Below are 23981 nucleotides of genomic sequence, written 5' to 3' on the forward strand. Positions count from 1 at the left end.
TGCCAACCTTTTCGCCGCCGCTTACGGCATTGCGCCATGCGGCGGCGTTCTCGCGGGGGTCACAAATATTGCAGAAACAGGCCGACGAACACGCAGGCACCCACCCAATGGTTGTTGAGAAAGGCGTGAAAACAGGGCCAGCGCTCCCGATAGCGGATACGCCATTGCTGATGAACGAACAGGGCAAGGGCGCCCAGCAGGCCCAGATACCAGGGCAGGCCGAAGCCCAGGCGCAGCCCCACCAGCACCAGTCCGGCCAGAACCAGGCCCTGGAGAATGCCGATGATCACCTTGTCCAGATCCCCGAACAGAATGGCGGTGCTTTTGATTCCGATCTTGAGGTCGTCCTCGCGGTCGCACATGGCGTATTCCGTATCGTAGGCCACTGTCCACAGCAGATTGATGATGAACAGCAGCCAGGCGATCGGCGGCACGCTGGCGGTTTCGGCACCGAACGCCATGGGAATGGCCCAACTGAAGGCAGCGCCCAGCACCACCTGGGGCAGATTGGTGAAGCGCTTGGTGAATGGATAAAGAATGGCCAGTCCGAGCCCGCCGAACGCCAGCCAGAAGGTGAAGCGGTTGAGGAATAACACCAGGATCAGGGCGATGAACAGCAAGCCCACGAACAATCCCAGGGCCTGTTTGGCGCTCAGGGCGCCGGTGGCCAGCGGACGACCCCGGGTGCGCTCCACCGAACCATCGAAATCACGGTCGGCGAAGTCATTGATCACGCAGCCGGCCGCTCGCATCACGAACACCCCGAGCACGAAGATGGCGATGTTCTTCAGACTCGGCGTGCCGTCAGCAGCGATCCACAGTGCCCACAGCGTGGGCCACATCAGCAGCATGCTGCCGATCGGTCGATCCAGACGCATGAGCTGAATCCAGGGCCACAGCGACGGATAACGGTGTTCCACGAAAGCCAGCATGATTGTTCCTTCTATCTGTTCCCCGACCTATTGTTCTCCGACCAGGGGCCAGAGCGCGGGCAGAAAGTATTCCGCCACCAGTAACGGTCGTCCCCTTTTGACGAAACGGGTCTGGCGCCCCCAGCAGGGCCCGCGGCCGGCTGGCGACAGGCCATGACGGACCCACACCTGATCCCGATGCGCCTCGGGATAACGGTATAACTCACTGCCCAGCGAACGGCCACCCATATGCGCCAGATTGCGGTTGGCCCAGCGCAGACTGAGCAGCGGCAGGACGCTGCGGGCTTCCACCACCGGAGTGCCGCGCAGCATCAGGGTGACTTCCCGGATCAGCGCGATGCGGCGTCCACTCTGGTGCAATTGTTCGCGTTCATAAGTGGCGGGGACCGCCACCAGGGAGCGGGTGTGTTCCACATGAAAAGCGCCGTGGCGGCGCAGACGGACGGTCAGGGAACCGGGATCACCGAGCCAGTCGCGGATGAGCGGTGGGACGGTAAGACGATCCAGTGGGCGCCATTTCGGGTCGGCGTCCAGAGGTGAATTTGGCATAGTGTGACACTCCGCTCTCGACCGGCGGCGTGGACTATGGCGCAAGGCGGCGCGGGGAGCAAGAGAGCGGCACGAATCTGGCAGGGTCGCCGCCAGGATGGGGGTGGTGGTGGTGAGGTTATCGGCCCCGCCGCCATGGTGACATCCGTTGATGTCATTGATTTTTCAGGACGGCGTGGCTACGTTAGCGGGCCCCTGGTTTCCGGCCCCTGGCGCTGTCCGGGATACTGATCAACGAGGTATGACATGAAGAAATGGGAATGTGTGGTGTGCGGCTTCATCTATGACGAGGCGGAAGGGCTCCCCGAGGAGGGCATCGAGCCCGGCACCAAGTGGGAAGACATCCCCGACGATTGGGTATGTCCGGACTGCGGCGTCGGTAAGGAAGATTTCGAAATGGTGGAAATCTGAGCGACCGCCATTCCCGTCCCTGGCACCACCCTGGCACCACATAAGGAGCGCCAATGAAGCCCATCGTAGTGATCGGATCCGGTCTGGCCGGATTCAACGTGGTCAAGGAATTCCGCAAGCTGGACAAGGAAACGCCACTGGTGGTGCTGACCGCCGACGACGGCCGCAGTTATTCCAAGCCGATGCTTTCCACCGGTTTCACCAAGGAAAAAACCGCCGATGAACTGGCCATGGCCTCGCCGGAACAGGTTGCCGAGCAGTTCAATGTCACGGTGCGGACCCACGTTCATGTCGCCGGGATCGACGTCGACGGGCATCGGGTGCTGCTGCCGGACGATCACCTGGATTACAGCAAACTGGTGCTGGCGCTGGGCGCGGATACCTGGACGCCGCCGCTGGAAGGCGACGCCGTGGGCGAGGTGTTCTCGGTCAACGACCTGATGGACTACGGCCGCTTCCGCGAAGCCCTGCAAGGCAAGCGTCGCGTGACGATTCTCGGTGGTGGCCTGATCGGCTGCGAATTCGCCAACGATCTGAGCAACGGCGGCTTTGAAGTGGCCCTGGTGGAACCGATGGGACGTTGCTTGCCGCTGCTGTTGCCGCAAGCCGCTTCCGAGGCGGTGGGCCGGGGGCTTGAGACCCTGGGAGTGCGGTTCCATTTCGGTCCGCTGGCGCAGGCGGTACACCACGGCGATGACGACACCCTGATCACCGAATTGTCCGACGGCACCCGAGTGGAATCCGAAGCGGTGCTGTCCGCGATTGGCTTGCGTCCGCGCATCGATATGGCCAAGGAAGCCGGTCTGCGCACCAACCGGGGCATCCTCACCGACCGCACCCTGCGCACCAGCGCCGAGGACATCTACGCCTTGGGCGATTGCGCGGAAGTGGAAGGCCATGTGCTGCCCTATGTACTACCGCTGATGGCCGGCGCTCGTGCCTTGGCCAAGACCCTGGCCGGTGAGGAGACCGCGGTGAGTTACGGCGTCATGCCGGTGACCATCAAGACCCCGGCCTGCCCGGTGGTGGTCTGTCCGCCGCCGGCGGACCACGAGGGCGAATGGGAAGTGACGGAGCAAGAAAACAATGTGACCGCCCTGTTTCGCGGCACCGATGGCACATTGCTGGGTTACGCCCTCACCGGTGACGCGGTGAAGGAAAAGCTCAAACTCAACAAGGAGCTGCCGGCCCTGATGCCCTGACCGGGCCGGCCGCCGGCCGGGAGCGCATAATGAAGTTTCGTTTCGTATTGATGCTGCTCGGCTGGCGCCTGCGCTGGCTGGGTCGCCACAACGAGGGTTTCCGCCAGCAATTGGAGCACCGCGATGTGCTGATGCAATGGCGCACCTTTGATGGCCGGGTGGCCCGCTGGTATCACTTCACGCCGCAAGGCGTAAAGCACGGCGCCGGGTTGCATGGCGCCCCCACCATGACCCTGAATTTCCGCGATGCGGATTACGCGTTCCGCACCCTGCGTGCTTCCGGTAAGAGCCAGATGGTGTTCATGGAAGGCATGCAGGGCGGCGACATCAAGGTGGAAGGCGACCCCGGCCAATTGATGTGGTTCATGACCCTGATGAAATTCATCATGCCCGGGAAAAAGAAGCGCTGATTCCCTGAATAACACCCAGTGTCCCCGTCGGCGCGGATCGTGTCCGATTTATTCAAGACCACGGGCCTGGCGGCGGGTTAGGCTCGTTGGTTCCTGTTCCGGCATCTGGGAGAAGACCCGTGAAACCAAGCATCAAAGTCATCACCCTGGGCGTGGATGACCTGGATCGTTCCCTGACGTTTTATCGCGATGGCCTCGGTTTGCCCACGGAAGGCATCGTTGGCACGGAATTCGAGGATGGCGCGGTGGTGTTTTTCCATCTCGACGGTGGTCTGGTGCTAGCGCTGTATCCCCGCCCGGCCCTGGCCAGAGGGGCGGGTGTCCCGTTGGTGCCCGCCTCGGCCGGAGGGTTTACTCTGGCCCATAATGTGGGCTCGCCGGAGGAAGTGGACGAGGTGATGCGGCAGGCCGAGAAGGCCGGCGCTCACGTGACCAAGGCCGCGGAAAAAGCGTTCTGGGGCGGTTATTGCGGCTACTTCCAGGACCCGGATGGCCACCTCTGGGAAGTCGCCTGGAACCCGGATTGGGAAGAATAAGGACATTCCGGTAAACGGGCCTCTCTTGTCGGCGCTGTGTGACAAGGTCACCATAAGCGGCTCATTCCAAAGCAGCGCGGGCGGCACCTCATGGCGAATAGAAGCTATCTCTACGCGACCGACCGGATCCCCGCCCGGGCGCCGGATCACCCCAAGCCGGTGGTCCGGGGATTGTCCGAGTGGGGCTATGCGATTCCGCTCAGCTACCGGCTGCTGGTGTCCGTGGATACCGTGATGTGCCCCTCGATGATCTGGGAACTGGATGACGATCTGGCGCTGGCGGGGGATTACGACAAGGGCGTAACGCGGCTGTGTGAGTTCCTGGCGCGTATCGACTGGCCCGAGGCCGAGGCCCTGGTGGAAGAGACCAAAGCGTTTCTTTTGGCGCCGGAAAACCGTGCTGACCATGTAGTGCTGGAAGCGGCCGAGATATTGGATATGGCGGACCAGCCGTTGGCCGAGGAAAGCCGGGAGCTGCTGGCGGGGCTGGCGGATCTGGACGAGGAAATGGAACGCACCCTGCGTCATCTCAGTCAGGTTAAACCGTCGGCACCCGGACCGCTGGCGCGCATGCTCGGATTGAAACCGGCGGACCCGATCGCGCCGGTGCGCGAACTGGGGCTGGGCAACTGGTCCAACGTGCTCTACTTCGATTTCAGCGAGGACTGATCAGTCCAGCCGGCGTCCCGTACCACCTCTTCCAGCCAGTCCAGGCAGGCCCGGATCGCCGGGCGTTCACGCAAATCCTCGTGCAGTACCACCCACAGGGGCCGGCTCACCCTTATGGTTGGCTCTGCCGCCACCAGGCCGAGGTCGGCGTCGATCATTGGATCCGGCAGCATCGCCATGCCCAACCCCGAACGCACAGCCGCCTGAATACCGGTGAGACCGGCAATACGCGCCACCGGCGGATCCCGGAATACGCCGGCCATGGCCTGGATCTCTGGCAGATCGTCCCAGCCGCGATGGTAGGCGATCCAGCCCTGGGCGGAGCCCTGCTGCACCGAGGTGGCCAGCGTCAGCCCGAGGGCGCCCAGACGCCGGGCCACCAGATGCTCTTCCCGGGGACGGGCCAGACGCAGCGCCAGATCCGCGTCCCGGCGGGACAGGCTGACGGTGGTATTGGACGCCGCCAGTTCCAGGGTCAGCGCCGGGTGACGTCGATGCAGATCAATCAGCCGTGGCGCTAACAGCGCCTCCACGATCCAGGCCACCGAAGTCAGCCGTACCAGTCCTGATACCGTCCCCTGACCATGATCCGGGTCTGTCCGCAGCAGCGCCTGTTCCATGCGCTCCGCCACCCCCACCAGCCGTTCCCCCGTGGGCGTCGGCTGCAGGCCGTCCCGCCCGCGCAGAAACAAGGAGGTGCCCTGGCGTGCTTCCACGGCGGCGAGGCGGCGGGCCATGGTGGTTTCGTTCACCCCAAGACGGCGTGCCGCTTCGCGCAGGGTGCCGGAGCGGCTCAGGGCCAGCAGAAAACGAAAATCGTCCCAATCTTTCATGCCTGCATTTTTGCAGGTAAGGCTCGCAAAATACCAGCTTGGATCAGGCGAATACGCAGGTCACCATGAGGCCTCCTTGAATCCATGCGCTGACACGGGAGCACGCGATATGAGTAACGATAAGCCGGTAACCCTGAGAACCCTGGCCGGCGCACCAGCCTGGCAAACCCCGCAACGTGGCAAGGCGGCGGTGGTGATCATCGACGCCCAGGAAGTGTATGGCAGCGGCGCTTTGCCGCTCACTGGCCTTGATGAGGCCCTGACGCAGATCGAACGGCTGCGCGAACGGGCAGAGCAAATGGACTGGCCGGTGATCCACGTGGCCCATGAAGGCCCCGCCGGCAGCCCCTTCGACCCCGCTGGCGGCGGCGCCTTCCTGCAACGTGCCCAGCCCGTGGAAGGCGAGGTCGTGATCACCAAACCCCGCCCCAACGCCTTCTCCGACACGGACCTGGAACAGCATCTGCGCGACGTGGAGGGCCCGGTCCTGGTGGTCGGCTTCATGACCCACATGTGTGTTTCCTCCACCGTGCGGGCTGGGTATGACCTGGGCTTCGACATGGCGGTGGTCGCCGCCGCCTGCGCCACCCGCGACCTGCCCGCCACCCATGGCGCCGGCGTGGTCCCGGCCGAACAACTGCACAACGCGGCCCTGGCGGCGATGTCGGACGTGTTCGTGCCGGTGCTGGCGACGGTAGAGGAGGTCTGATCGGCCAGCGGGCCGGCGACTTCATAGCCCTGTGGGAAGCTGCCTTGGCAGCGAATCGCCGTGTCCGCGTGAATTGCCCCAATAGATAAGAGCTAATCAAACAACAACCTACCTTCCTGAGTATCGAAAATAACGAACTTACCGGTCGCCTGCAGCTTCTCATTGATGATCAGGTAATCGTTGAACAAATCCATGTCGGGATCGTCACCGGCCATCTCGAAGCGGGCCGGACAACCTTGAGACGGTACACCAAACTCAACGGCAATCTCATGGCTCTCTTCGATAACATGGGCATCGTCGTTCCAGTCGATATTGAGCGTTGCGCTATCCGTGGTGATACGTATGGCTTCAACGTCACGTTCGACGGTGGCTTCCCCGGACGCCACGACCTCCATGACGAGCGCATACAGTTGGTCCACGGTAAATGAAGCCTCCGGCTTCAACATGATAAGCGTGTCGTACATGATCTCTCCCCGGCGTCTGGTAGTGAACTCAACGAAGCCCGTCGCCTACCCGTTGATGTATAACCTATCTATTCATTGACCTTTCCACACCATTCCAAGGCAGTTAACTACCCAAGCTCCTGGGCAAGCCCGATGAGAATGCCTTCGGGACTCCGGATGTAACAGAGACGATACGTGTCTCCGAATTGCGCCACCGTGCCGACGAGTTCCGCGCCGTGTCTGCTGAGGCGGGCGAGCGTATCGTCGATGTCACTCACGGTGAACATGACACGCAGATAGCCGAGAGCGTTCACTGGGGCAGTGCGGTGATCGCTAATCACAGGCGGCGCCAGGAATCGGGAGAGTTCGAGCCGGCTGTGGCCATCCGGTGTACGCATCATGGCAATCTCGACATGCATGTCGCGCAATCCAGTGACGTCATCGGCCCAGCTTCCCTCGACAGGTGCGCGCCCCTCGAGTTCGAGGCCAAGTTCGCTAAAGAACTCAATGGCGGCATCGATGTCTTCGACCACAATGCCCACGTTGTCCATACGCTTGACGGTCATAATGTCTCCTTGGCGCGTGTTTCCGGAGTTAGTCCATGGAAGTGCAGAGAATGTAGGGAGCAGCCCTGTCTTTTGTCTATCTCGAGAAGGTTTGGGTCAACGGGGTCTGGCGGCGTTGGCACGACGCTTCCGCTCCTGCTTAACCACTTGTTCCTGCCGTTCCTCAAGAGAGTTGAGGCCAAGACATGCACGGCGCACATTGACGGCAGCGCGATCCTCAATGGGAAACGGTATAGGCCAGCCCTCTTCATCAGTATCGAACTGAGTGCCATAGTACTGAGGGTTCCCGGATAAAGTGCACACCCGATCCTGAAGGAATGCCAACTGCCAGCCTTCCGCATCGTCTCTGGAAACGGCTTCTTCCAAAAGACCCGCGCACTCGGCCATGAACTCCGGATCTGAAACGGAATGCTGAGCGATCAGCCACGTGGCCTTGGCACCGTCCTTCCCCACCAGTGACAATCCGGGCCTGTTTCCATGTTTCTTCTACTTAACGGTCTGATACCGCTACAGCAACAAGCGATACCGTATGTGGTTCACACCTATTTTTCAGGAAAATATCGGGTTACCTCGGTCCAGGGTATGAGACGATTTAGCTGGATCGTTTCGAATACCTGTTTGGCCTTCCTCTCGCTGCTCATCTGGGCCAGCAGGACCAGAGCGCCCTGGTACGATGGAATCCCGCCATTGCTGGAAATTCTGTTGCGATCAACGACAACATTGCGATCCTCGATCACATTGATTCTGGGGAATTCGCGCTGTAATTGTTTTTCACCACCAGCCCAAGTCGTCGCTGTGTAACCATCAAGCAAGCCCGCATGGGCGTACAAAAAGGCGCCAGAACAATTGCTTGCCAGCCAGGAAACATTTTTGGCCTGCTTTTTGAGGAATTCCGTTAAATCCTTGTTCTCGAAAAGGGTATCCATGACATAAGAGCTGGTTACGATCAGGGCATCCAATTCGGGGTTGTCATAGATCGTTGTGTCCACCGTCAGGCGTATGCCCTCCTCAGTGGTCACTACGGAGGCATCTCGATCCACTCCGATTAGTAACACCTTGTAATCCGAGAACCAGGATTTCCGCGTGGCAACGCCAAAGACCTCGGCTGGGGCTGTCACGTCACTGCTCAATACTTTGTCGTAGACCAGAATTCCGATGTGCTTTTGGGCGGCTATCGAAGGTGATGAGAACAAAAAGAAAGCAATCAATAAGATTTTGCCGGCCAGCTTCTTGCTCATAATATGTTGTCCTTTATCTGGCTTGTGAGTTCAGTGGCCTCAACACCTTGGGGCAGGTTCCGCGTTTCACCATTACCAAGGACTACCGAATCATGGAAGTGTACGGTCCCGGGTACCACGACTCGAGCATAAACCCCGAATTTGAGGTACGTTTGCCGCGCGATACGCCGTAGAATGCTCGGTTCCTCCGGCAAGTCGCTTTGCGTAGATGCCACCATGCCACAACGTTCGGTGGCAGCACACACTTCCAGTTCGATTTTCTCTCCCACGCGCAACCGCTTACCCAACCAAGTCTGCTCGACCAAATCAGCACCTGGAACGTCGATGACCAGGTTGGGGCGGAAGCGCCGGGTGTTCTTACCGCTTCCAAACCTTCCCTCGGTATCTCTAACGGTGAACAGGCGATCCCCGCCGACACCACGCTCCGTCATCCGAAGCGTTTTGCACCGATCGCCCAGCATCGATTTGACGGGATAACGCCACAGCTAGCCGACGGTTCCGATTGATGTCACTGGCGTCTCCATGTCATCTTTTACTGCGTAAGTAAGAGTATATTCAGAACGATACGTTGGCCTAAGAAGGTCAGGATTTTTTTGACTTTTGTGATCAAGTTGAACGGGCTTAACTATGTTATGCTCGCTTCTAACGCCTCAATAATCGGCTGAAAAAGCTCCGCTTTTTCTGATTAATCAAATCGCCAGGTTGCCATTCATGGGTGCCAAAACGGGCTTCTTTTATGTGTTCGGACCACACATCAACTCCGACACCTTTAGTCAAAGCAGCGATGATGGACGTAGCGCGCTGATTCAGTTCATAAACCGCTGTAATCAAGCCGTCCTTTGGCAGCTTAATGTTTTCATGCTCTTCGCCTTCATCGGGGTCGAGCTGCCTGAAATAGAAAAAAATATCGTCGGCCGCGACATGAATTTCCCAGCCCTGATCCGCATCCCAGTATACTTTGTCGGGATCATTGTAGGATTCAAGAGCAAAGAAGAAGCGCTGCATTTCATTTAGTGAATCATACCAAGGAAACGAGATTGTGCTTTCTTCATTCTTGTCCCGCAGCCAAAGCCGAATCCAGAAGTATGATCGAATAGAATTAAAGTCCTTTCCGTGGCTAGCGGCCTTTTCAACTATCTGCCTATAGAAGAGGGTCAACTCCTCTTCATGACCCATTACTTCAGACGTTCTGGCAATGGATTCCGCTTCTCGCTTGAAGCCCGGCAACTTGTTTTTATCCTCATACTCCTTGTTTTGAATTTGGGAAATATTATTTGGGTCGCCTGTGTAGAATGAATCCGAGATCAGAAATCCTATCTCGATATCAAGCGTATCGAGCTCTTTCGATCTTTGTTTCCAATCCATTTCTTTTGGCATGAATGTAACCTGTCTGCTAATCCGAGATAGTTTTGTTAATGGAACTCCTTCGCCACGGCCTGCAAGAAAAGACAAAGGAAAAGCCGGGCCTCGGGTTTACGAGCGCCACGTTCTTATTGCTTCAATGACCCGCTCTTTATGTAGGGACGAAATGTCACGCCCCTTGTAGATCGATTTGCTGACTTTGAGGATCGGTGCGCTGTTATGGATGTCCTCGGAAAGTCCGTTCAGATAATCCCGACCATGCCGCTGATACTCTTGCATTTCATCAGGCGTCAACTGGATGAGGACGTTATAGCTGACAAAGCTATGGTGACAGTTTACATCCAATAGCAGATCCCCTGAGTCTTCAAGAAGAAACCATCGATAGGGTTCGTGGTCGAGAACTTTCACGCTTGCCGCCTCTTGGTGTTCGAGTGAATGAGTCTGTGTCTGTGGGGGAAGATATGCCTTTCTTTTTACGAAAAACAGAAAATCATACAGTGATTAATTGTTAAAGGCCTTGGTCGCGAAATTCGATTTGAATGGTTTTTCTGATATTGGGGAAAATTAATCTGAATGCTATTTGGCCTTTGATGGTGTCATATACAGGTAAAAGTTCCTCTGCGATATTATTGCTTTGACCAATATTGATTGCTCGTATTGTGTTTTCTGGGACTTCAACGTCCAGAGATCTCCGGCCCGTTACGCCTTTGACCTTTAGTATTTTTGGGAATGGACGTTTACTTCCATGAGACTCCCTCGATTTACATTGCCCGCCGCCGCCAAACCCAGGCCATCAGCAGTCCCCGGCTGGCCATCCAGATATTCATCGCCAGCCACAGGCCGTGGTTGTCCAGCGGGCGGGTGAGCCACCAGACGGGGAAGAACAGCAGCGTGGCCACCAGCATGGTGTTACGCATTTCCCGGGCCAGGGTGGCGCCGACGAAGACGCCGTCGAGCCAGAAGCCGGCGCTGGCGGTGAGGGGCAGCAGCAGCATCCAGGGCAGGTAGTGGGTAGCGGTGTCGCGAATGGCGGACAGATCGCTGAGCAGGTGGATCAGCGGCACGCCGCCCAGGGCAAAGCCGATCAGGGCGATCGCCGCCACTATCAGTGTCCACAGTCCGGTGCGGCGTACCGCTTGATGAAGCTCCGTGGTCCGGCCTCGTCCCAGGGCGTCGCCCACCAGGGCCTCGGCGGCGTTGGCGAAGCCGTCCAGAGTGTTGCTCAGTAGCAGCAGAAAGGTGATCAGCACGGCGTTGGCGGCGAGGATGGTGTCGCCGAGACGGGCGCCCTGGGCGGCGAAAAAGAAGAACACTGTTAGCAGGGCCACGGTGCGCAGGAAGATATCCCGGTTCACCGCCATCAGCCGGATCATCGGCGCCGCCTGGAGCAGCAGGTGCCTTGGCAGGGCCCGCCAGGCTTCGCCAAAGATATGCCGACGCAGCCAGAACAGGCCGCCGGCGAGGCCGATGTACTCCGCCGCCGAGCTGGCCGCGGCCACGCCGCGCACATCGAAGTGCCAGACCTGCACCAGCAGCACATCCAGCAGGGCATTACTGCTGTGCATCAGCAGAGTCATTTTCAGCGGCACCCGGGTGTTATGCATGCCGATGGCGAAGCCGATCAGGGCGAAGTTGGCCAGCGCCGCCGGGGCGCCAAGAATACGCAGGTTGATGTAGTCCCTGGCCAGGGCTTGTACCTCGGCACTGCCGCCGAGTAGCCACAGCGACAGTTCGCGCAATACCGGCTGCAGCAGGATCAGGGCGACACCAATGGCGACGGAGAGAAGCAAGGCCCGCAGCAGTACCACCAGAGTATTGTCGCCGGCGCCGCGCGCCTGGGAGGTGAAGCCGGTGGTGCCCATGCGCAGGAAGTTGAAGGAGAAATAGAGGAACATGAACACGTTGCCGCCCAGGGCCACCGCCGCCAGGAACACCGGCGACGACAGATGGCCGACCACGGCGGTGTCCACCAGGCCCAGCAAGGGGGCGGTGGCGTTGGATAGTAGCAAGGGCCAGGCCAGCGCCCAGATACGCCGGTCCAGGTTGGCGTCGCGGTTCATGTCAGGCCGGTGGCCGGCGCAGTAGTGTGAGGACAAACAGCGCCGCGGCGGCTACCACGATGGACGGCCCCACCGGGGTGTCCGCGTACCAGCTCATCGCCATGCCCAGGGTCACCGACAGCAGTCCGAGCACGCTGGCGCGCATGGCCATTTGCTCCGGGGTGCTGGACAGGCGCCGGGCGCCGGCGGCGGGAATCACCAGCAGGGAAGTGATCAGCAATACGCCCACGGTGCGGATGGCGCCGGCGATCAGCAGTGCCAGCAGCAGCATCAGCAGCAAGCGGGTAAAGGCGACGGGCACGCCTTCCACCTGGGCCAGTTCCTCGTTCACGGTGATGCTCAACAGGGCGCGCCATTGCCAGACTACCAGGGCGATGATCAATGCCGCGCCGGCCCACAGCGCGAGCACGTCGTTCCAGGTCACCGCCAGCAGGTCGCCGAACAGATAGGCCATCAGGTCCACCTGCACGCTTTGTTGCACGCTCAGGCTGATTACCCCGAGGGCCAGGGTGGTATGGGCGACGATGCCGAGCAGGGTGTCTCCGGCGATCTGTCGTTGCTGCTGCAGGCCGGTCAAAGCCAGGGCGATGGAAAGGCAGGCCACCACCACTGCCAGGTACAGGTTCACGTCAAGGGCCAACGCGAGGGCGGCGCCGAGCAGGGCGCCGTGGGCCAGGGTGTCGCCGAAGAACGCCATCCGCCGCCATACCACGAACGAGCCCATGGGGCCGGAGACCAGAGCCACCGCCAGGCCGGCCAGCAGCGAGGGAAGCAACAACTCAATCATGGTGGTGCTCCCCGTGATCATGGTGTTCAGGATTATCGTGCACATGACCGTGCAGATCGTGGGCGTGATCGTGGTCGTGGGTGTACAGCGCCAGATTGGGGGTGCCGGCGCGGGGCCCGAACAACTCGTGATAGGCCGGGTCCCGGCTCACCGATTCCGGGGTACCAGAGCAGCACACGTGATGTTGCAGGCACACCACTTGATCGGTACGGGCCATCACCAGGTGCAGATCGTGGGAGATTAGCAGGATGCCGCAGCCGGTGCTTTCGCGCACCTCGCTGAGCAGGCCGTAGAGAGCGTCCTGGCCAGCCACGTCCACGCCCTGGGCCGGTTCGTCCAGCACCAACAGGTCCGGTTTGCGCAGCAGCGCGCGGGCCAGCAGCACCCGTTGCAATTCACCTCCGGAGAGCCGTCGCACCGCCCGGCGGCGCAAGTGGGAGACGCCGGTGCGGGCCAGGGCCTCGCGGCGGTGGCGGGTACGGCCCGGCGCGGCGAGCCAGAGGAAACGATCGACGGTGAGCGGCAGGCTCTCGTCCACTTGCAGGTGCTGGGGCATGTAGCCGATGCGCAGACCCGGTCGGCGCCAGACACGGCCATGATCCGGCGTTTGCAGGCCCAGCACGACGCGCGCCAGGGTGCTCTTGCCGGCGCCGTTGGGGCCGATCAGAGTGGTGATGCCGCCTGGATTCAGGGTCAGGGATACCCGCTCCAACACCGGCTCCGCGCCGAAGGAGAGGGAAACATCATCCAGTTGCACCAATGCCGTGCTCATAACGGGCCCATTCTTAAAAGCCGTGATGATATACTATTTCACTTGTTCCGAGGCGCTTGGCGTCCGGTTTTGCTGCTTTCGGGAATGCCCCATGCGCTGCTTCTTGTTGATCCTGCTATTCCTGGCGGGGTTGCCGGTTTCGTCACCGGTTGCCGCCGCCACCATTGTCGCCAGTGTCGAGCCGCTGGCCATGGCGTTGCGCCAACTGTATGGCGACCAGGCCGAGGTGGTCACGCTGCTGGCGCCGAATCAGAATCCGCATCATTTGTCGCTGTCGCCACGCCAGGCGCTGGCAGTACGGGACGCGGACCTGGTGGTGTGGCTTGGCGAGGACGCCGAGCCTCCGGTGGCGACGCTGATCCGGCGCCGCTCCGGTCCCAGTCTGGCGTTGGCGGATCTGCCGGGCGCCGAAGTACGTGACGGCACCGCCGGCCACGACCATACCGACGACCACGCCGGCCATTCGCACAGCCAGATCGATCCGCATTTGTGGCTGGGGGTGCTGTTGGCCCGGGCGCTGTCGGAGCAGGACAGGGTGCCCTTACCCGCGACGGAGCCAGGCCGCTTCATTGCCGCGCTGGATGTCGCCGAGCAGGCCATCGCCACGCGCCTGGCGCCGCTGCAACAGCGGCCCTGGCTGACCTATCATCACCCCTACGCTTATTTTCAACACCACTTCGGCCTGGCCGACCCGCTGGTGATCAGCGAGCAGTTGGGGGCGGGGCCGAGCAGCCGCCGTTTCGTCCTGCTGGCGGCAGGGATCAGCAAAAGCGATATTCGCTGCGCCTTGCTGGAGCCGGAAGCCCAGGGGCAGCTGGTGAAACGGCTGTGCCCGGAGTGTGAGCTGATCAGGCTGGATCCGTTGGGCCGGGACCACACCGACAGTGGTTACAGCGACTGGCTGGAACAGGTGGTCACCCCCGCCTTCTCCGCCTGCTTGCAAGCGGGACAGTGATATTGGCCCGGCCGGGCCCATTGAGCGCGGCGCCGAAACCGGTATGCTGATGCGCTTGTTTGAATAAGAGCAGAGCGGATGGGTGAGCAGGGACCGGCAGAAGGTATGGAGAGCGAGCGCCTCGCCCTGGCGTGCTGGGACTATGCCTGGCCGCTGGCGCGTGAGTACCGGTCTCTGGACCGTGTGCTGGATGAGACGTTAGCACGCGGTTTCAATGCTCTGCGCCTGGATCCTTTTCCTCATCTGCTGGCGGCACCGGCGCGCGGTGTCCACATGGACCGCTGCGAACTGGAGGTGGCCGCCGACCCGCGCCGTGACCTGTCCGCCAGCAAGGCCACCATCCGTATCCGCCGTGGTGTGAGACGGCTGCTGCAAGGTGCCGCCGACCGTGGCCTGTCGCTGTGGTTGCACAGCCATTTCCTGCCGGACTCCCGTGCCCGCCGGTCTTTCGTGCGGCGACCGGAGGATTTCGTCGATGTCTGGGCCCAGACCCTGGGACTGATCCGGGAATGGGATCTGCTGGACCGAGTGGTGGCGGTGGATTTTTGCCACCAGTTTCCCCAACCGCCAGCGGCCCACGGGTTGATTCGCCGGGTGTTCGGGCGGTCGCCGGAGCGGCCGCTGCCCCGGCATTGGAGCGAACGCGAGGAACGGTCCCTGGAAGCCTATCTGGTGGAAGTGCCCAGGGCGCTGCGGGCGTTGTTTCCCGGCGTGCGTTTCGGGGTCAGTTGCGGCGCCGGGCAAAGTGAGTATCTGCGGCAGATGGACACCGGAGAACTGGATTTCCTGGAACTGACGCTGTGGCTCGATGACGATCCCCGTTTTCGACTGGCCAGCGGCGAGCGTTTGCCGGTGCCCGGCCGGCTTGGCCGGATGCTGGCGCCGCCGGTACGGCAATTGCTGATGGAGGCCACCGGAGAACAGTGGCTGCGACGTCTGCACGATCAGTTGAACCGGCGGCTGGCGTTCGCCCGCCTGCGGCGCATGGAGCCGGTCCTCGGCGACGGTTATTTGCAGGTGTCCCGTTCACCCGCGTCGCTGCCCCGGGGCTGGGCGGCGTTCATTGAAGCCACCGTGGATCAGGCGCTCACCGCCGGGGTGTCGGTGATGACGCCGACCAGTCTGGCGCGGCCGCAGACGGCCTGGCTGTGGCGGGAGCAGGACTGGCTGGCGCGGCTCAACCAGCGTATCCGCGCCGGCGGCTAACGCCACCGGCATGTTTGAAGCAACCGGCTCGGCTTACCGGTTCCCGGGCAGGATTACAGACTGAGCGCGTTGAAGCGGTAGCCGAAAATGCGCGCGAATTCCGCCGGATCCTTGCTGCCTTGCCCCTCGGCATCGGCGGATACCGGCCCGGCTAGCCGGGACAGCCAGAAACGCAGTGCCGCCACCGCCAGGGCCAGTGACAGCACTTCCTCATCGTAATGGCCGCCGCCTTCCCGGTAACCAGCCATTAACGCCGCCTCGCGGCGTGGAACCGGCCGGCCATCGGCGGCCACGCACCAGTCATTCAGCGCCACCGCCAAATCGTATTCCGGCCGTTCCGCGCAGGCGTTGTAGAAGTCCAGCACGCCGCTCAGGTGGCCGTCGTCGAACAGCACGTTGTCGCGGAACAGGTCAGCGTGGACCAGCACCCCGGCGGGGGGCGTTTTTTTCCAGCGTTTCAGGATCTGAGCGGCCTGATGGACAGCGGCGTCCGGCAGCCGGGTGGACTGCTCCATGAAGCGGGCCAGCCGTTCCCGTTCATTGGGCAGGCGGCCCAGATCGTCAATCGGCGCCTGATGCAGTTGCGCCAGCACATGGCCGATCTGGCGGCAGTGTTCCACCTGCGGGGTCAGACAATGTTCGCCGCGCAGGCGCGGCATCAACACCGCCGGTTTGCCCTCCACCTCATGCACGGTGCGCCCTTTGCCATCGGCCAGTGCCGGCGCCACCGGCAGGCGAGCCAGAGCCAGATCGGAGACCACCTTGATGTAGGGGGCGAGCTCGTCTTCCTCGAATTGCTCGAACACCGTCAGCACCACCTCCCGGGGGCTGCCGTCGTACTGGCGGGCTTCGATCAGGAAAGTGCTGTTTTCAATGCCATGGCTGGCGGCGGTGGCCGATACCAGCTCCAGATTGTAATGCGCCAGCACCTCGGCGATGCGGCGTTGGGACACGGGCGTGTAGACGGACATGAACGTCTTCCTTGAAACACAGGGCACCCACTGGGGAGAGAGGGCACCCGAAAAAACGGCCGGGGATGACCGAGCCGTTTACATTGACCGATGGTATAACTCCCGCATTTCCCGGGCACGATTTGTAAAAAATATTTTACAAATTCCTCAAAAAGGATACGTCATGGCGTTACAACACACCCTGGAGCGGCATACCGTTCGCACTTTGATGAAACTTCCCGGCAGCGCCCTCGGGCGCCTGGCCGGCCTGCTGGAAAAGGTCGACCGCGGCCGCCTGGATCCCCGCCTGCGCCTGCTATTGGCGCTCGGCGACGGCCGCAAGGGGTTTCATCAATTGCCGTTACCCAAGGGCCGTGCCCTCTATGCCCAGATGATCGACATGCTCGATGTCGGCCGCGAAACGGTGGCCCAGGTCAGCGATCTGCGCGTTCCGGTGGCTGGCGGTGATATCCTGGTGCGTTTGTACCGCCCGGTGGCGGCGCCGATTCCGGCTCCGGCCATCGTTTATTTCCACGGCGGTGGTTTTACCATCGGTTCCGCCGCGGAATACGACCGTCTGTGCCGTTATCTGGCTAACCGTACCGGCGCCGTGATCCTCAATGTGGACTACCGGCTGGCGCCGGAGCATGTGGCGCCCACCGCCGCCGATGACGTAGTGGCCGCCTGGCGATGGGTTCTGGCCCAGGCTGACAAGCTGGGTCTGGATGACCAGCGACTTGCCGTGATGGGCGACAGCGCTGGCGGCAATCTGAGCATTGTCACCGCGCAGCAGGCGGCGCGGGAGGGGCTTATCAAGCCAAAACTGGTGGTGGCGGTATATCCGAAAACCGACGGTGAGACGAATTTCGAGTCGGCGGTGACCCTGGGGGGCGGTCAAGGCGGGCTGGACCGGGACATGATCACCTGGTTCCATCAACAATATCTGCCTGATGACAGCCTGGTGGACGACATTCGCATCTCGCCGCTGCGCAACCCGGAGCTGGAGGGCCAGCCGGAAACCATCCTGGTCACCGCCACCGATCCATTGCGCGACGAAGGCCTGGCCTATGGTGAGAAACTCAAGGCCGCCGGTGTCACCGTGGTCAATCTGGACTACCCGGAACTGGTGCACGGCTTCATCACCATGGGCGGTGCCATTCCCGCCGCCCGTAATGCGGTGAACGCCATCTGCCGGCAGGTGCGCGAGCGTCTCTGAGCCGGTTCGCCGCCAGAGCCGCTTCCCGCGGCGACTTTGTAGTCCCGGCTGTGGGAAGCGAGTTCACTCGCGAATGGCGGGCAGGACGTTCTCCGGTCGATTGGGCCCGAGCCTTCGCGTTACACTGTGGCCTTTCCTCACAGTGACCCAGGGACCCCCATGGCCGAGTCCAAACCGATCATTCTTGTCGACGGTTCTTCCTATCTTTATCGCGCTTTCCACGCCTTGCCGCCGCTGACCACCTCCAATGGTCAGCCCACCGGCGCGGTACGGGGCGTGGCGTCGATGCTGCGCAAGCTGATCAAGGACTACGACCCGGAATACATGGCGGTGGTGTTCGACGCCAAGGGCAAGACGTTCCGCGATGAACTGTTCGAGGAGTACAAATCCAACCGGCCGCCGATGCCCGACGAGCTGCGCGAACAGGTGCAGCCGCTGCATGATCTGATCCGCGCCATGGGGCTGCCGTTGATCGTCGAAGAGGGGGTCGAGGCGGACGACGTGATCGGCACCTTTGCCCGCCAGTTCGGCGGCGAGGGCAAGGACGTGTTGATCTCCACCGGCGACAAGGACATGGCGCAGCTGGTCAATGGCAAGGTCACCCTGATCAACACCATGACCGACACCTTGCTCGATGTTGACGGGGTGAAAAACAAGTTTGGGGTCGGCCCGGAGCTGATCATCGACTTCCTGGCGCTGATGGGCGACAAGGTGGACAACATTCCCGGCGTGCCCGGTGTCGGCGAGAAAACCGCTCTGGCCCTGTTGCAGGGGCTCGGATCGATGGAACGGATCTACGCCAACCTGGACAAGGTGGCGGAACTCTCCGTGCGTGGCGCCAAAACCCTGGGCAAGAAGCTGGAAGAGCATCGCGAGCAGGCGTTCCTTTCCTACAAGCTGGCCACCATCAAGGTGGACTGCGAGCTCAAGGAAGCGCTCAAGGACCTGAAAATGGGCGACCCGGACACGGAAGCCCTGACGCACCATTACCGCACTCTGGAATTCAAGGGATGGCTGGCGGAACTGCTGGAGGGCGAGGATCCGGCCGCCGGCGCTTCGGCGGTTGAGGGTGGAGGGGGAGAGCAGGGCGTCATTCAGCGTGACGGCTACGTCACCATCGTCGACGAGGCAGGGCTGGATGTCTGGGTGAAGAAGTTGGGCAAAGCCAAGGTGTTTGCCTTCGACACCGAGACCACCAGCCTGGATTACATGCAGGCACGTCTGGTGGGTGTGAGCGTGGCGCTGGCGCCGGGCGAGGCCGCTTATATTCCATTCGGCCACGATTACCCCGGAGCACCGGATCAGCTTGCCCGCGATCACGTGCTGGATACGCTCAAACCGATTCTGGAAGACGACAACGTCAAAAAGGTGGGCCAGAACCTCAAGTACGACATGAGCGTACTGGCGGTGGACGCGAACATTACCCTGCGCGGCGTGGCCTTCGACACCATGCTGGAATCCTATGTGCTGGATTCCGTCGCCACCCGCCATGACATGGATTCTCTGGCGCTCAAATACCTGGGCCACAAGACCATCAGTTTCGAGGAGATCGCCGGCAAAGGCGCCAAGCAGCTGACCTTCAATCAGATTGGCTTGGAGGAAGCCGGCACCTACGCCGCCGAGGACGCCGACATCACCTGGCGGCTGCACGAAGCACTGTGGCCGAGACTGGAGAAGGAAAAGCCCCTGGAGCGGGTATTCAAGGAAATTGAGATGCCGCTGGTGCCGGTGCTCAGCCGTATCGAGCGCAACGGCGCCTATGTGGACGCCGCCAAACTACGGCACCAAAGCCAGTATCTGGCCAAGCGCATGGCGGAGCTGGAAGAGAAAGCCTATGAGCTGGCGGGGCAAAAATTCAATCTGGGCTCGCCCAAGCAACTCGGTGAAATCCTCTACACCAAACTCGAAATTCCGGTAATCAAGAAGACCCCGAAGGGCGCGCCTTCCACCGCCGAGGCGGTATTGCAGGAACTGGCACTGGAATACCCGCTGCCGGAAGTGATCATGGGCTACCGGGAGGTGGCCAAACTGAAGAACACCTACACCGACAAGCTGCCGGAGCTGATCGATCCCCGCACCGGCCGGGTGCACACCTCCTACCATCAGGCGGTGGCGGCCACCGGACGGTTGTCTTCCAGCGATCCCAACTTGCAGAACATTCCGGTGCGCAGCGAGGAAGGCCGCAAAATCCGTCAGGCCTTTTCCGCTCCCCCCTCGGACGGTAAAGGGGCCCGCAAGATCGTTGCCTGTGACTATTCCCAGATCGAGCTGCGGATCATGGCTCACCTCAGTGGCGACAAGGGCCTGCTGGAGGCCTTCGAAAAAGGTCTGGATATTCACCGGGCCACCGCCGCCGAGGTCTGGGGCAAAACCGTGGATGAGGTCAGCGACAATGAGCGCCGCAACGCCAAGGCCATCAACTTCGGCCTGATCTATGGCATGAGCGCCTTTGGTCTGGCCAAGCAACTGCGCATACCGCGTGGCGAAGCGCAGGAATACATCGACCGCTACTTCGAGAAGTATCCGGGCGTGCGCCGCTACATGGATGACACCCGCGCCACCGCCGCCGACAAGGGCTACGTGGAAACCCTGTTTGGGCGCCGTCTGTATCTGCCGGAGATCAACAGCCGCAACGGCCAGCGCCGCCAGGCCGCCGAACGCACGGCGATCAACGCGCCGATGCAAGGCTCCGCCGCCGATATCATCAAACGGGCCATGGTGCAGGTCCACGATTGGCTCGATACCACGGACTTTGATGCCCTGATGATCATGCAGGTGCACGACGAACTGGTCTTCGAGGTGGCGGAGAAGCAGGTGGAATCCCTGGTCAAGGAAGTGCGCCAGCGCATGGAGGCCGCCGCCGGACTGAAAGTACCGCTGATCGTGGATGCTGGTATCGGTGATAATTGGGAAGAGGCGCATTGAGCCCCTCGGCCCCTGGGCACAATATCGCGAGCGATCCGCGACAACGGAACCTTTGATCTGGAGTCTCCATGGAATCTCATTTCTGGAAAGAACGGTGGCACAAGCGGGAAATCGGCTTTCATCTGCCTTTCGTGAACCCGGTACTCAAACGTAACCTGCCCGCCTTTGACTTGCCGGCCGGTTCCCGGGTGTTCCTGCCTCTGTGTGGCAAGACCCTGGACATGATCTGGCTGCTGGAACAAGGCCACCGGGTGGTAGGCGCCGAACTGAGCGAGCTGGCGGTGCGCCAGCTGTTCGAGGAATGGGGTGTGGAGCCCGAAGTGGACGACTGGGCCGGTGGGCGCCGTTGGCACCACGGAAACCTGACGGTGTTCCAGGGCGATTTGTTCGAGCTCACCGCTGAGCAATTGGGCCCGGTGGATCTGGTCTATGACCGGGCCGCTCTGGTGGCCCTGCCCGAGGCCATGCGTGCCCGCTATGCGCCCCATGTATGCGAGCTGTCCGGCGGTGCGCCGCAATTGCTGATCAGCTTTGAATACGATCCGGCGGAGATGGCGGGTCCGCCGTTCCCGGTGTTCGCCGAGGAAGTGCGGCAACGCTACCAGGCGCGCTACACCTTGCGGGAACTGGCCCGCCAGGAGGTCATCGAGACTCAGGATCGTTTCAAGGACGCTGGAGTGACGTCCTTCGTGCAAGTGGCGTGGAAGCTGAGCCCGCTGGTCGTTTGAGCGGGAGAGGCGTCACACGCCCTGAATATCCAGGGCGTTGTGAATCAGCACCACGCATTGGGATGCGAACAGCATTTTCGGGCCCAGGCTGATTTTCTCCGCCCCCAGCCGCTTGAGGCTGTTGAAGCTCTTCTTCGGCATGGGAATGTGGTCGGTGAGCAGAAAGCAGGGGTTGCCGGGGAAATCCACGCCCTGAATCGGCTCGCCTTTCTTGTCCATGACATAAAGCTGATAGTTGCTGGCCAGGTCCTGAACCAGCTTCTCGAAACTTAGCGTACTCACGGTAATACCCGGTGCCACTGCCCGGGTTTGTTCCTTGCTCATGCCCTGGGACACATCCAGGGCGGTGGCGATCCTGTCCAGTAACGCCTGTTCGTGGAAACCGCCGAGATCACGGATATCGTTAGCGGCGAACGCGATGGTGCGTGAATAGTCCTGGGTGCTTTCCAATACCAGGTAGATGGTGACGTCGTCGCGGTGGGACTGCGCAACGAACAGGGCGTTCATCAGACTGTGCGCCAGAATCTCGGTATGGGCGGCCTGCCCCACGCTCTCGCGCAGGCGGCTGCTGTCGGTGGGGGCGGCGCGGGCGCGCAGAACGAAGGCTCTCATGATCGTTGCTTCATGGTGACTGGGGCGGCCAGTGTCGGCGATTGTGGCGGGGGCGGCAACGCAAAGTGCATGCGAGAGAGAAGGGTTCTGGTGGTTCAGGCAACCTTGAAATCGATGGCCTGGACCTTGTCCAGATTGATCCGTTGCCGTGCCTGCCAGAGGTCGTAAAGGTCCTGCAAGGCCAGCCAGCTTTCCGGAGTTCGCCCCAGGGCTTTCGACAGGCGCAAAGCCATTTCCGGGCTCACGCCGCTGGCCCCGTTGAGGACACGACTGAGCGAGGAGGGAGAGATATCCAGCTTTGCCGCCAGCGCACGCACACTTAAACCGTGGGGTTCCAGGTAGACCTCGCGGATGAACTCACCGGGGTGTGGGGGATGATGCATGTTCATTAGTGATAATCCTCATAGTTCAACACATAGGCGTTGCCGTCCTTGAATTCAAAGGTCAGGCGCCAGTTTCCGCTTATCCGGATGGACCAGCGCCCCTTTGCTTTTCCTTTCAAGGGGTGCAAGGAGAAGCCCGGGATATCCATATCCTCAATGACCGTTGCGGTATCCAGGGCGGCCAGTTGCATCCTCAGACGCTTGGCATGAGTGGCTTGAACACCGGCGGTGGAGCCCGTGCTGAAAAACCGCTGCAGTCCTTTGTGGCGGAATGATTTGATCATGGTGATGGATTATAGGGTGTTGCGTGTTGCGCAACAAGGTTGGCTTCGCTCCTCTGGCAAACCCCGTATAATCTCCCGCGGGGCCGTCCTGGCCGGAATCAACTGAAGCAAGGAAAGAACCATGCCGTCCTTCGACATCGTTTCCGAAACCGATGAGGTGGCGCTGCGCCACGCCGTGGATAACGCCAACCGGGAGCTGGCCAGCCGCTTTGATTTCCGCGGCGTGGAAGCCAGTATCGAACAGAACGGGTTGTCGGTGACGCTGAAAACTGAATCGGAATTCCAGGTTCGCCAGCTCGAGGAGCTGTTCGCCAAGGCCTGTGTGAAACAGAACCTGAGCGCCGCCGGCGCCGACCGGGAAGACAAGCCGGTGCACAGCGGCAAGACCTTCTCACTGACCCTGGCCTTCAAGCAGGGTATCGACCAGCCCACCGCCAAGCAGATCGTGAAGATGATCAAGGACAGCAAGATCAAGGTGCAGGCGTCGATCCAGGGGGATCAGGTGCGGGTCAATGGCAAGAAGCGGGATGACCTGCAGCAGGTGATCGCCATGCTCAAGGAATCCAAGCTGGAGCTGCCGCTGCAATTCAATAATTTCCGCGACTGAAAGCGGGCCTCCTTTCACAACAGGAAACCGGATCATGTCCAATGCAACAGCGGCGGCCGCCAGAACATTAACGCTGGTATGGTTCGCGGCGCTGGCCGTGCCGCTGGCGGTGGGAATTGCTCTGCTCCTGCTGGTGACCTACGGCGGCTTTCAGCCCCTGGCGGAACTGGCGCCGCCGGAGACCGCGCGTATGGTGGCGGTGGGTGCCATGGCGCTGATGCTGGTGGTGGCGCGGCCGCTGCGTAACGTGTTGCTGGCCCCGGAGACGGTCGCCGGCCGGCCGCTCAAGGACGGCCAGGGCGCGGAGGGGCAGCAACTGGCCATACTGAAGGCGCGGGCCGGGGCCTTCTCGTTTCTGGGCGTGGTCGATCTGGTGTCGGTGCTGACGATCGCTCTGAGCCTGGCCCACGCGGATGTGGTGCTGGGGGTCTTCAACGGGATTTACAGCCTGATCCTGGCGGTGGTGGCGAAACCGGATTTCGCCGCTCTGATCGATGACGTGACCGCCGAGCTGCGTCGCCCTTCCTGAACACAACACGCCCGAGCGCGCATTCGTCGCCAAGGGACTTCTGAAAAACGTCATGCCGGACCCGATCCGGCATCCCCCCATGAATCACGCCCCGTGCAGAGGGAGAT

General features: G+C 61.3%; 30 protein-coding genes. 13 read left to right on the plus strand and 17 right to left on the minus strand.

Annotated elements, in window-relative coordinates; translation table 11 throughout:
- Positions 1 to 59 precede the first annotated feature (59 nt).
- Positions 60 to 932: a 4-hydroxybenzoate octaprenyltransferase gene (ubiA, locus tag A6D6_RS01235; RefSeq protein ID WP_133491065.1), complete on the minus strand. Its 873-nt coding sequence runs from the start codon at positions 930 to 932 to the stop codon at positions 60 to 62.
- Between the two features lie 27 nt (positions 933 to 959).
- On the minus strand, positions 960 to 1481 hold the full coding sequence (locus tag A6D6_RS01240; RefSeq protein ID WP_133491064.1) for a chorismate--pyruvate lyase family protein: 522 nt from the start codon (positions 1479 to 1481) through the stop codon (positions 960 to 962).
- Between the two features lie 246 nt (positions 1482 to 1727).
- Here A6D6_RS01240 and rd point away from each other — a divergent pair, with 246 nt between their 5' ends.
- From rd to A6D6_RS01265, 5 genes are all read left to right on the plus strand, one after another.
- A complete protein-coding gene (gene rd, locus A6D6_RS01245) occupies positions 1728 to 1892 on the plus strand; it encodes a rubredoxin (RefSeq protein ID WP_022997295.1) in 165 nt (54 codons plus the stop codon).
- A 53-nt stretch (positions 1893 to 1945) separates the two neighbouring features.
- On the plus strand, positions 1946 to 3094 hold the full coding sequence (locus A6D6_RS01250; protein WP_159659694.1) for an NAD(P)/FAD-dependent oxidoreductase: 1149 nt from the start codon (positions 1946 to 1948) through the stop codon (positions 3092 to 3094).
- Between the two features lie 29 nt (positions 3095 to 3123).
- On the plus strand, positions 3124 to 3504 hold the full coding sequence (locus tag A6D6_RS01255) for a hypothetical protein (RefSeq protein ID WP_159659695.1): 381 nt from the start codon (positions 3124 to 3126) through the stop codon (positions 3502 to 3504).
- 119 nt (positions 3505 to 3623) lie between these two features.
- On the plus strand, positions 3624 to 4040 hold the full coding sequence (locus tag A6D6_RS01260; RefSeq protein ID WP_159659696.1) for a VOC family protein: 417 nt from the start codon (positions 3624 to 3626) through the stop codon (positions 4038 to 4040).
- A 90-nt stretch (positions 4041 to 4130) separates the two neighbouring features.
- Positions 4131 to 4709: a DUF7822 domain-containing protein gene (locus tag A6D6_RS01265; protein WP_159659697.1), complete on the plus strand. Its 579-nt coding sequence runs from the start codon at positions 4131 to 4133 to the stop codon at positions 4707 to 4709.
- Here the strand turns inward: A6D6_RS01265 and A6D6_RS01270 are convergent.
- Positions 4685 to 5542 carry a LysR family transcriptional regulator gene (locus tag A6D6_RS01270; RefSeq protein WP_159659698.1) on the minus strand — a complete coding sequence of 286 codons (858 nt, stop codon included), beginning with the start codon at positions 5540 to 5542 and terminating at the stop codon, positions 4685 to 4687. The two genes, A6D6_RS01265 and A6D6_RS01270, sit on opposite strands and share 25 nt — an antisense overlap.
- 109 nt (positions 5543 to 5651) lie before the next feature.
- On the opposite strand from A6D6_RS01270, the gene A6D6_RS01275 reads away from it, so the two are divergent.
- Positions 5652 to 6251, plus strand: coding sequence for a cysteine hydrolase family protein (locus tag A6D6_RS01275; RefSeq protein ID WP_159659699.1), 600 nt, complete (start codon positions 5652 to 5654; stop codon positions 6249 to 6251).
- A 92-nt stretch (positions 6252 to 6343) separates the two neighbouring features.
- Here A6D6_RS01275 and A6D6_RS01280 read toward each other — a convergent pair whose 3' ends face one another.
- The 10 genes from A6D6_RS01280 to znuC all read right to left on the minus strand — a co-directional run bounded on the left by A6D6_RS01280 (position 6344) and on the right by znuC (position 13479).
- Complete coding sequence (locus A6D6_RS01280; RefSeq protein ID WP_159659700.1) at positions 6344 to 6715, minus strand: hypothetical protein; 372 nt, start codon at positions 6713 to 6715, stop codon at positions 6344 to 6346.
- 107 nt (positions 6716 to 6822) lie between these two features.
- Positions 6823 to 7260, minus strand: coding sequence for a VOC family protein (locus tag A6D6_RS01285; protein ID WP_159659701.1), 438 nt, complete (start codon positions 7258 to 7260; stop codon positions 6823 to 6825).
- Between the two features lie 96 nt (positions 7261 to 7356).
- Entirely contained in the window at positions 7357 to 7713 is a 357-nt protein-coding gene (locus A6D6_RS01290; protein WP_369412791.1) for a DUF6624 domain-containing protein, read from the minus strand.
- Between the two features lie 89 nt (positions 7714 to 7802).
- The gene (locus A6D6_RS01295; protein WP_159659702.1) at positions 7803 to 8498 is read right to left on the minus strand and encodes a DJ-1/PfpI family protein; all 696 of its coding nucleotides are present in this window, start codon (positions 8496 to 8498) and stop codon (positions 7803 to 7805) included.
- Complete coding sequence (locus A6D6_RS22110; RefSeq protein WP_369412792.1) at positions 8495 to 8983, minus strand: MOSC domain-containing protein; 489 nt, start codon at positions 8981 to 8983, stop codon at positions 8495 to 8497. Before A6D6_RS22110 ends, A6D6_RS01295 begins: the two co-directional genes overlap by 4 nt.
- Before the next feature lie 157 nt (positions 8984 to 9140).
- Positions 9141 to 9875, minus strand: a complete 735-nt coding sequence (locus tag A6D6_RS01305; RefSeq protein ID WP_133491054.1) for a hypothetical protein — start codon at positions 9873 to 9875, stop codon at positions 9141 to 9143.
- 96 nt (positions 9876 to 9971) lie between these two features.
- Positions 9972 to 10268, minus strand: coding sequence for a hypothetical protein (locus tag A6D6_RS01310; RefSeq protein WP_133491053.1), 297 nt, complete (start codon positions 10266 to 10268; stop codon positions 9972 to 9974).
- A 353-nt stretch (positions 10269 to 10621) separates the two neighbouring features.
- Entirely contained in the window at positions 10622 to 11920 is a 1299-nt protein-coding gene (locus A6D6_RS01315; RefSeq protein ID WP_159659704.1) for an MATE family efflux transporter, read from the minus strand.
- A gap of 1 nt (position 11921) precedes the next feature.
- Entirely contained in the window at positions 11922 to 12707 is a 786-nt protein-coding gene (znuB, locus tag A6D6_RS01320) for a zinc ABC transporter permease subunit ZnuB (protein WP_133491051.1), read from the minus strand.
- A complete protein-coding gene (gene znuC / locus A6D6_RS01325) occupies positions 12700 to 13479 on the minus strand; it encodes a zinc ABC transporter ATP-binding protein ZnuC (RefSeq protein ID WP_133491050.1) in 780 nt (259 codons plus the stop codon). The genes znuB and znuC overlap by 8 nt, the downstream gene beginning before the upstream one ends.
- A gap of 91 nt (positions 13480 to 13570) precedes the next feature.
- On the opposite strand from znuC, the gene A6D6_RS01330 reads away from it, so the two are divergent.
- Positions 13571 to 14434 carry a metal ABC transporter substrate-binding protein gene (locus tag A6D6_RS01330; protein WP_159659705.1) on the plus strand — a complete coding sequence of 288 codons (864 nt, stop codon included), beginning with the start codon at positions 13571 to 13573 and terminating at the stop codon, positions 14432 to 14434.
- A 78-nt stretch (positions 14435 to 14512) separates the two neighbouring features.
- Positions 14513 to 15640, plus strand: coding sequence for a cellulase-like family protein (locus tag A6D6_RS01335; RefSeq protein ID WP_159659706.1), 1128 nt, complete (start codon positions 14513 to 14515; stop codon positions 15638 to 15640).
- Positions 15641 to 15693: 53 nt separating this feature from the next.
- Here A6D6_RS01335 and A6D6_RS01340 read toward each other — a convergent pair whose 3' ends face one another.
- On the minus strand, positions 15694 to 16611 hold the full coding sequence (locus A6D6_RS01340; RefSeq protein WP_133491047.1) for a homoserine kinase: 918 nt from the start codon (positions 16609 to 16611) through the stop codon (positions 15694 to 15696).
- Positions 16612 to 16774: 163 nt separating this feature from the next.
- Here A6D6_RS01340 and A6D6_RS01345 point away from each other — a divergent pair, with 163 nt between their 5' ends.
- From A6D6_RS01345 to tmpT, 3 genes are all read left to right on the plus strand, one after another.
- A complete protein-coding gene (locus tag A6D6_RS01345; protein WP_159659707.1) occupies positions 16775 to 17806 on the plus strand; it encodes an alpha/beta hydrolase in 1032 nt (343 codons plus the stop codon).
- A gap of 159 nt (positions 17807 to 17965) precedes the next feature.
- Positions 17966 to 20731 (plus strand): DNA polymerase I, encoded by a 2766-nt coding sequence (polA, locus tag A6D6_RS01350; protein ID WP_133491045.1) that lies wholly within the window; start codon positions 17966 to 17968, stop codon positions 20729 to 20731.
- A 68-nt stretch (positions 20732 to 20799) separates the two neighbouring features.
- Positions 20800 to 21459, plus strand: a complete 660-nt coding sequence (gene tmpT, locus A6D6_RS01355; protein ID WP_133491044.1) for a thiopurine S-methyltransferase — start codon at positions 20800 to 20802, stop codon at positions 21457 to 21459.
- A 12-nt stretch (positions 21460 to 21471) separates the two neighbouring features.
- Here the strand turns inward: tmpT and trmY are convergent, their stop codons facing one another.
- The 3 genes from trmY to A6D6_RS01370 all read right to left on the minus strand — a co-directional run bounded on the left by trmY (position 21472) and on the right by A6D6_RS01370 (position 22738).
- Entirely contained in the window at positions 21472 to 22071 is a 600-nt protein-coding gene (gene trmY / locus A6D6_RS01360; protein WP_133491043.1) for a tRNA (pseudouridine(54)-N(1))-methyltransferase TrmY, read from the minus strand.
- Positions 22072 to 22166: 95 nt separating this feature from the next.
- Positions 22167 to 22460 (minus strand): HigA family addiction module antitoxin, encoded by a 294-nt coding sequence (locus tag A6D6_RS01365; RefSeq protein WP_014996637.1) that lies wholly within the window; start codon positions 22458 to 22460, stop codon positions 22167 to 22169.
- Positions 22460 to 22738 (minus strand): type II toxin-antitoxin system RelE/ParE family toxin, encoded by a 279-nt coding sequence (locus tag A6D6_RS01370; RefSeq protein WP_159659708.1) that lies wholly within the window; start codon positions 22736 to 22738, stop codon positions 22460 to 22462. The genes A6D6_RS01365 and A6D6_RS01370 overlap by 1 nt, the downstream gene beginning before the upstream one ends.
- 121 nt (positions 22739 to 22859) lie before the next feature.
- On the opposite strand from A6D6_RS01370, the gene A6D6_RS01375 reads away from it, so the two are divergent.
- Together A6D6_RS01375 and A6D6_RS01380 are read left to right on the plus strand one after the other, a co-directional pair.
- Positions 22860 to 23345: a YajQ family cyclic di-GMP-binding protein gene (locus A6D6_RS01375; protein ID WP_133491042.1), complete on the plus strand. Its 486-nt coding sequence runs from the start codon at positions 22860 to 22862 to the stop codon at positions 23343 to 23345.
- 34 nt (positions 23346 to 23379) lie between these two features.
- Positions 23380 to 23874: a hypothetical protein gene (locus A6D6_RS01380; RefSeq protein WP_133491041.1), complete on the plus strand. Its 495-nt coding sequence runs from the start codon at positions 23380 to 23382 to the stop codon at positions 23872 to 23874.
- Positions 23875 to 23981 lie beyond the last annotated feature (107 nt).

It is taken from the genome of Alcanivorax xiamenensis (assembly GCF_009846745.1).
Lineage (GTDB): Bacteria > Pseudomonadota > Gammaproteobacteria > Pseudomonadales > Alcanivoracaceae > Alloalcanivorax > Alloalcanivorax xiamenensis.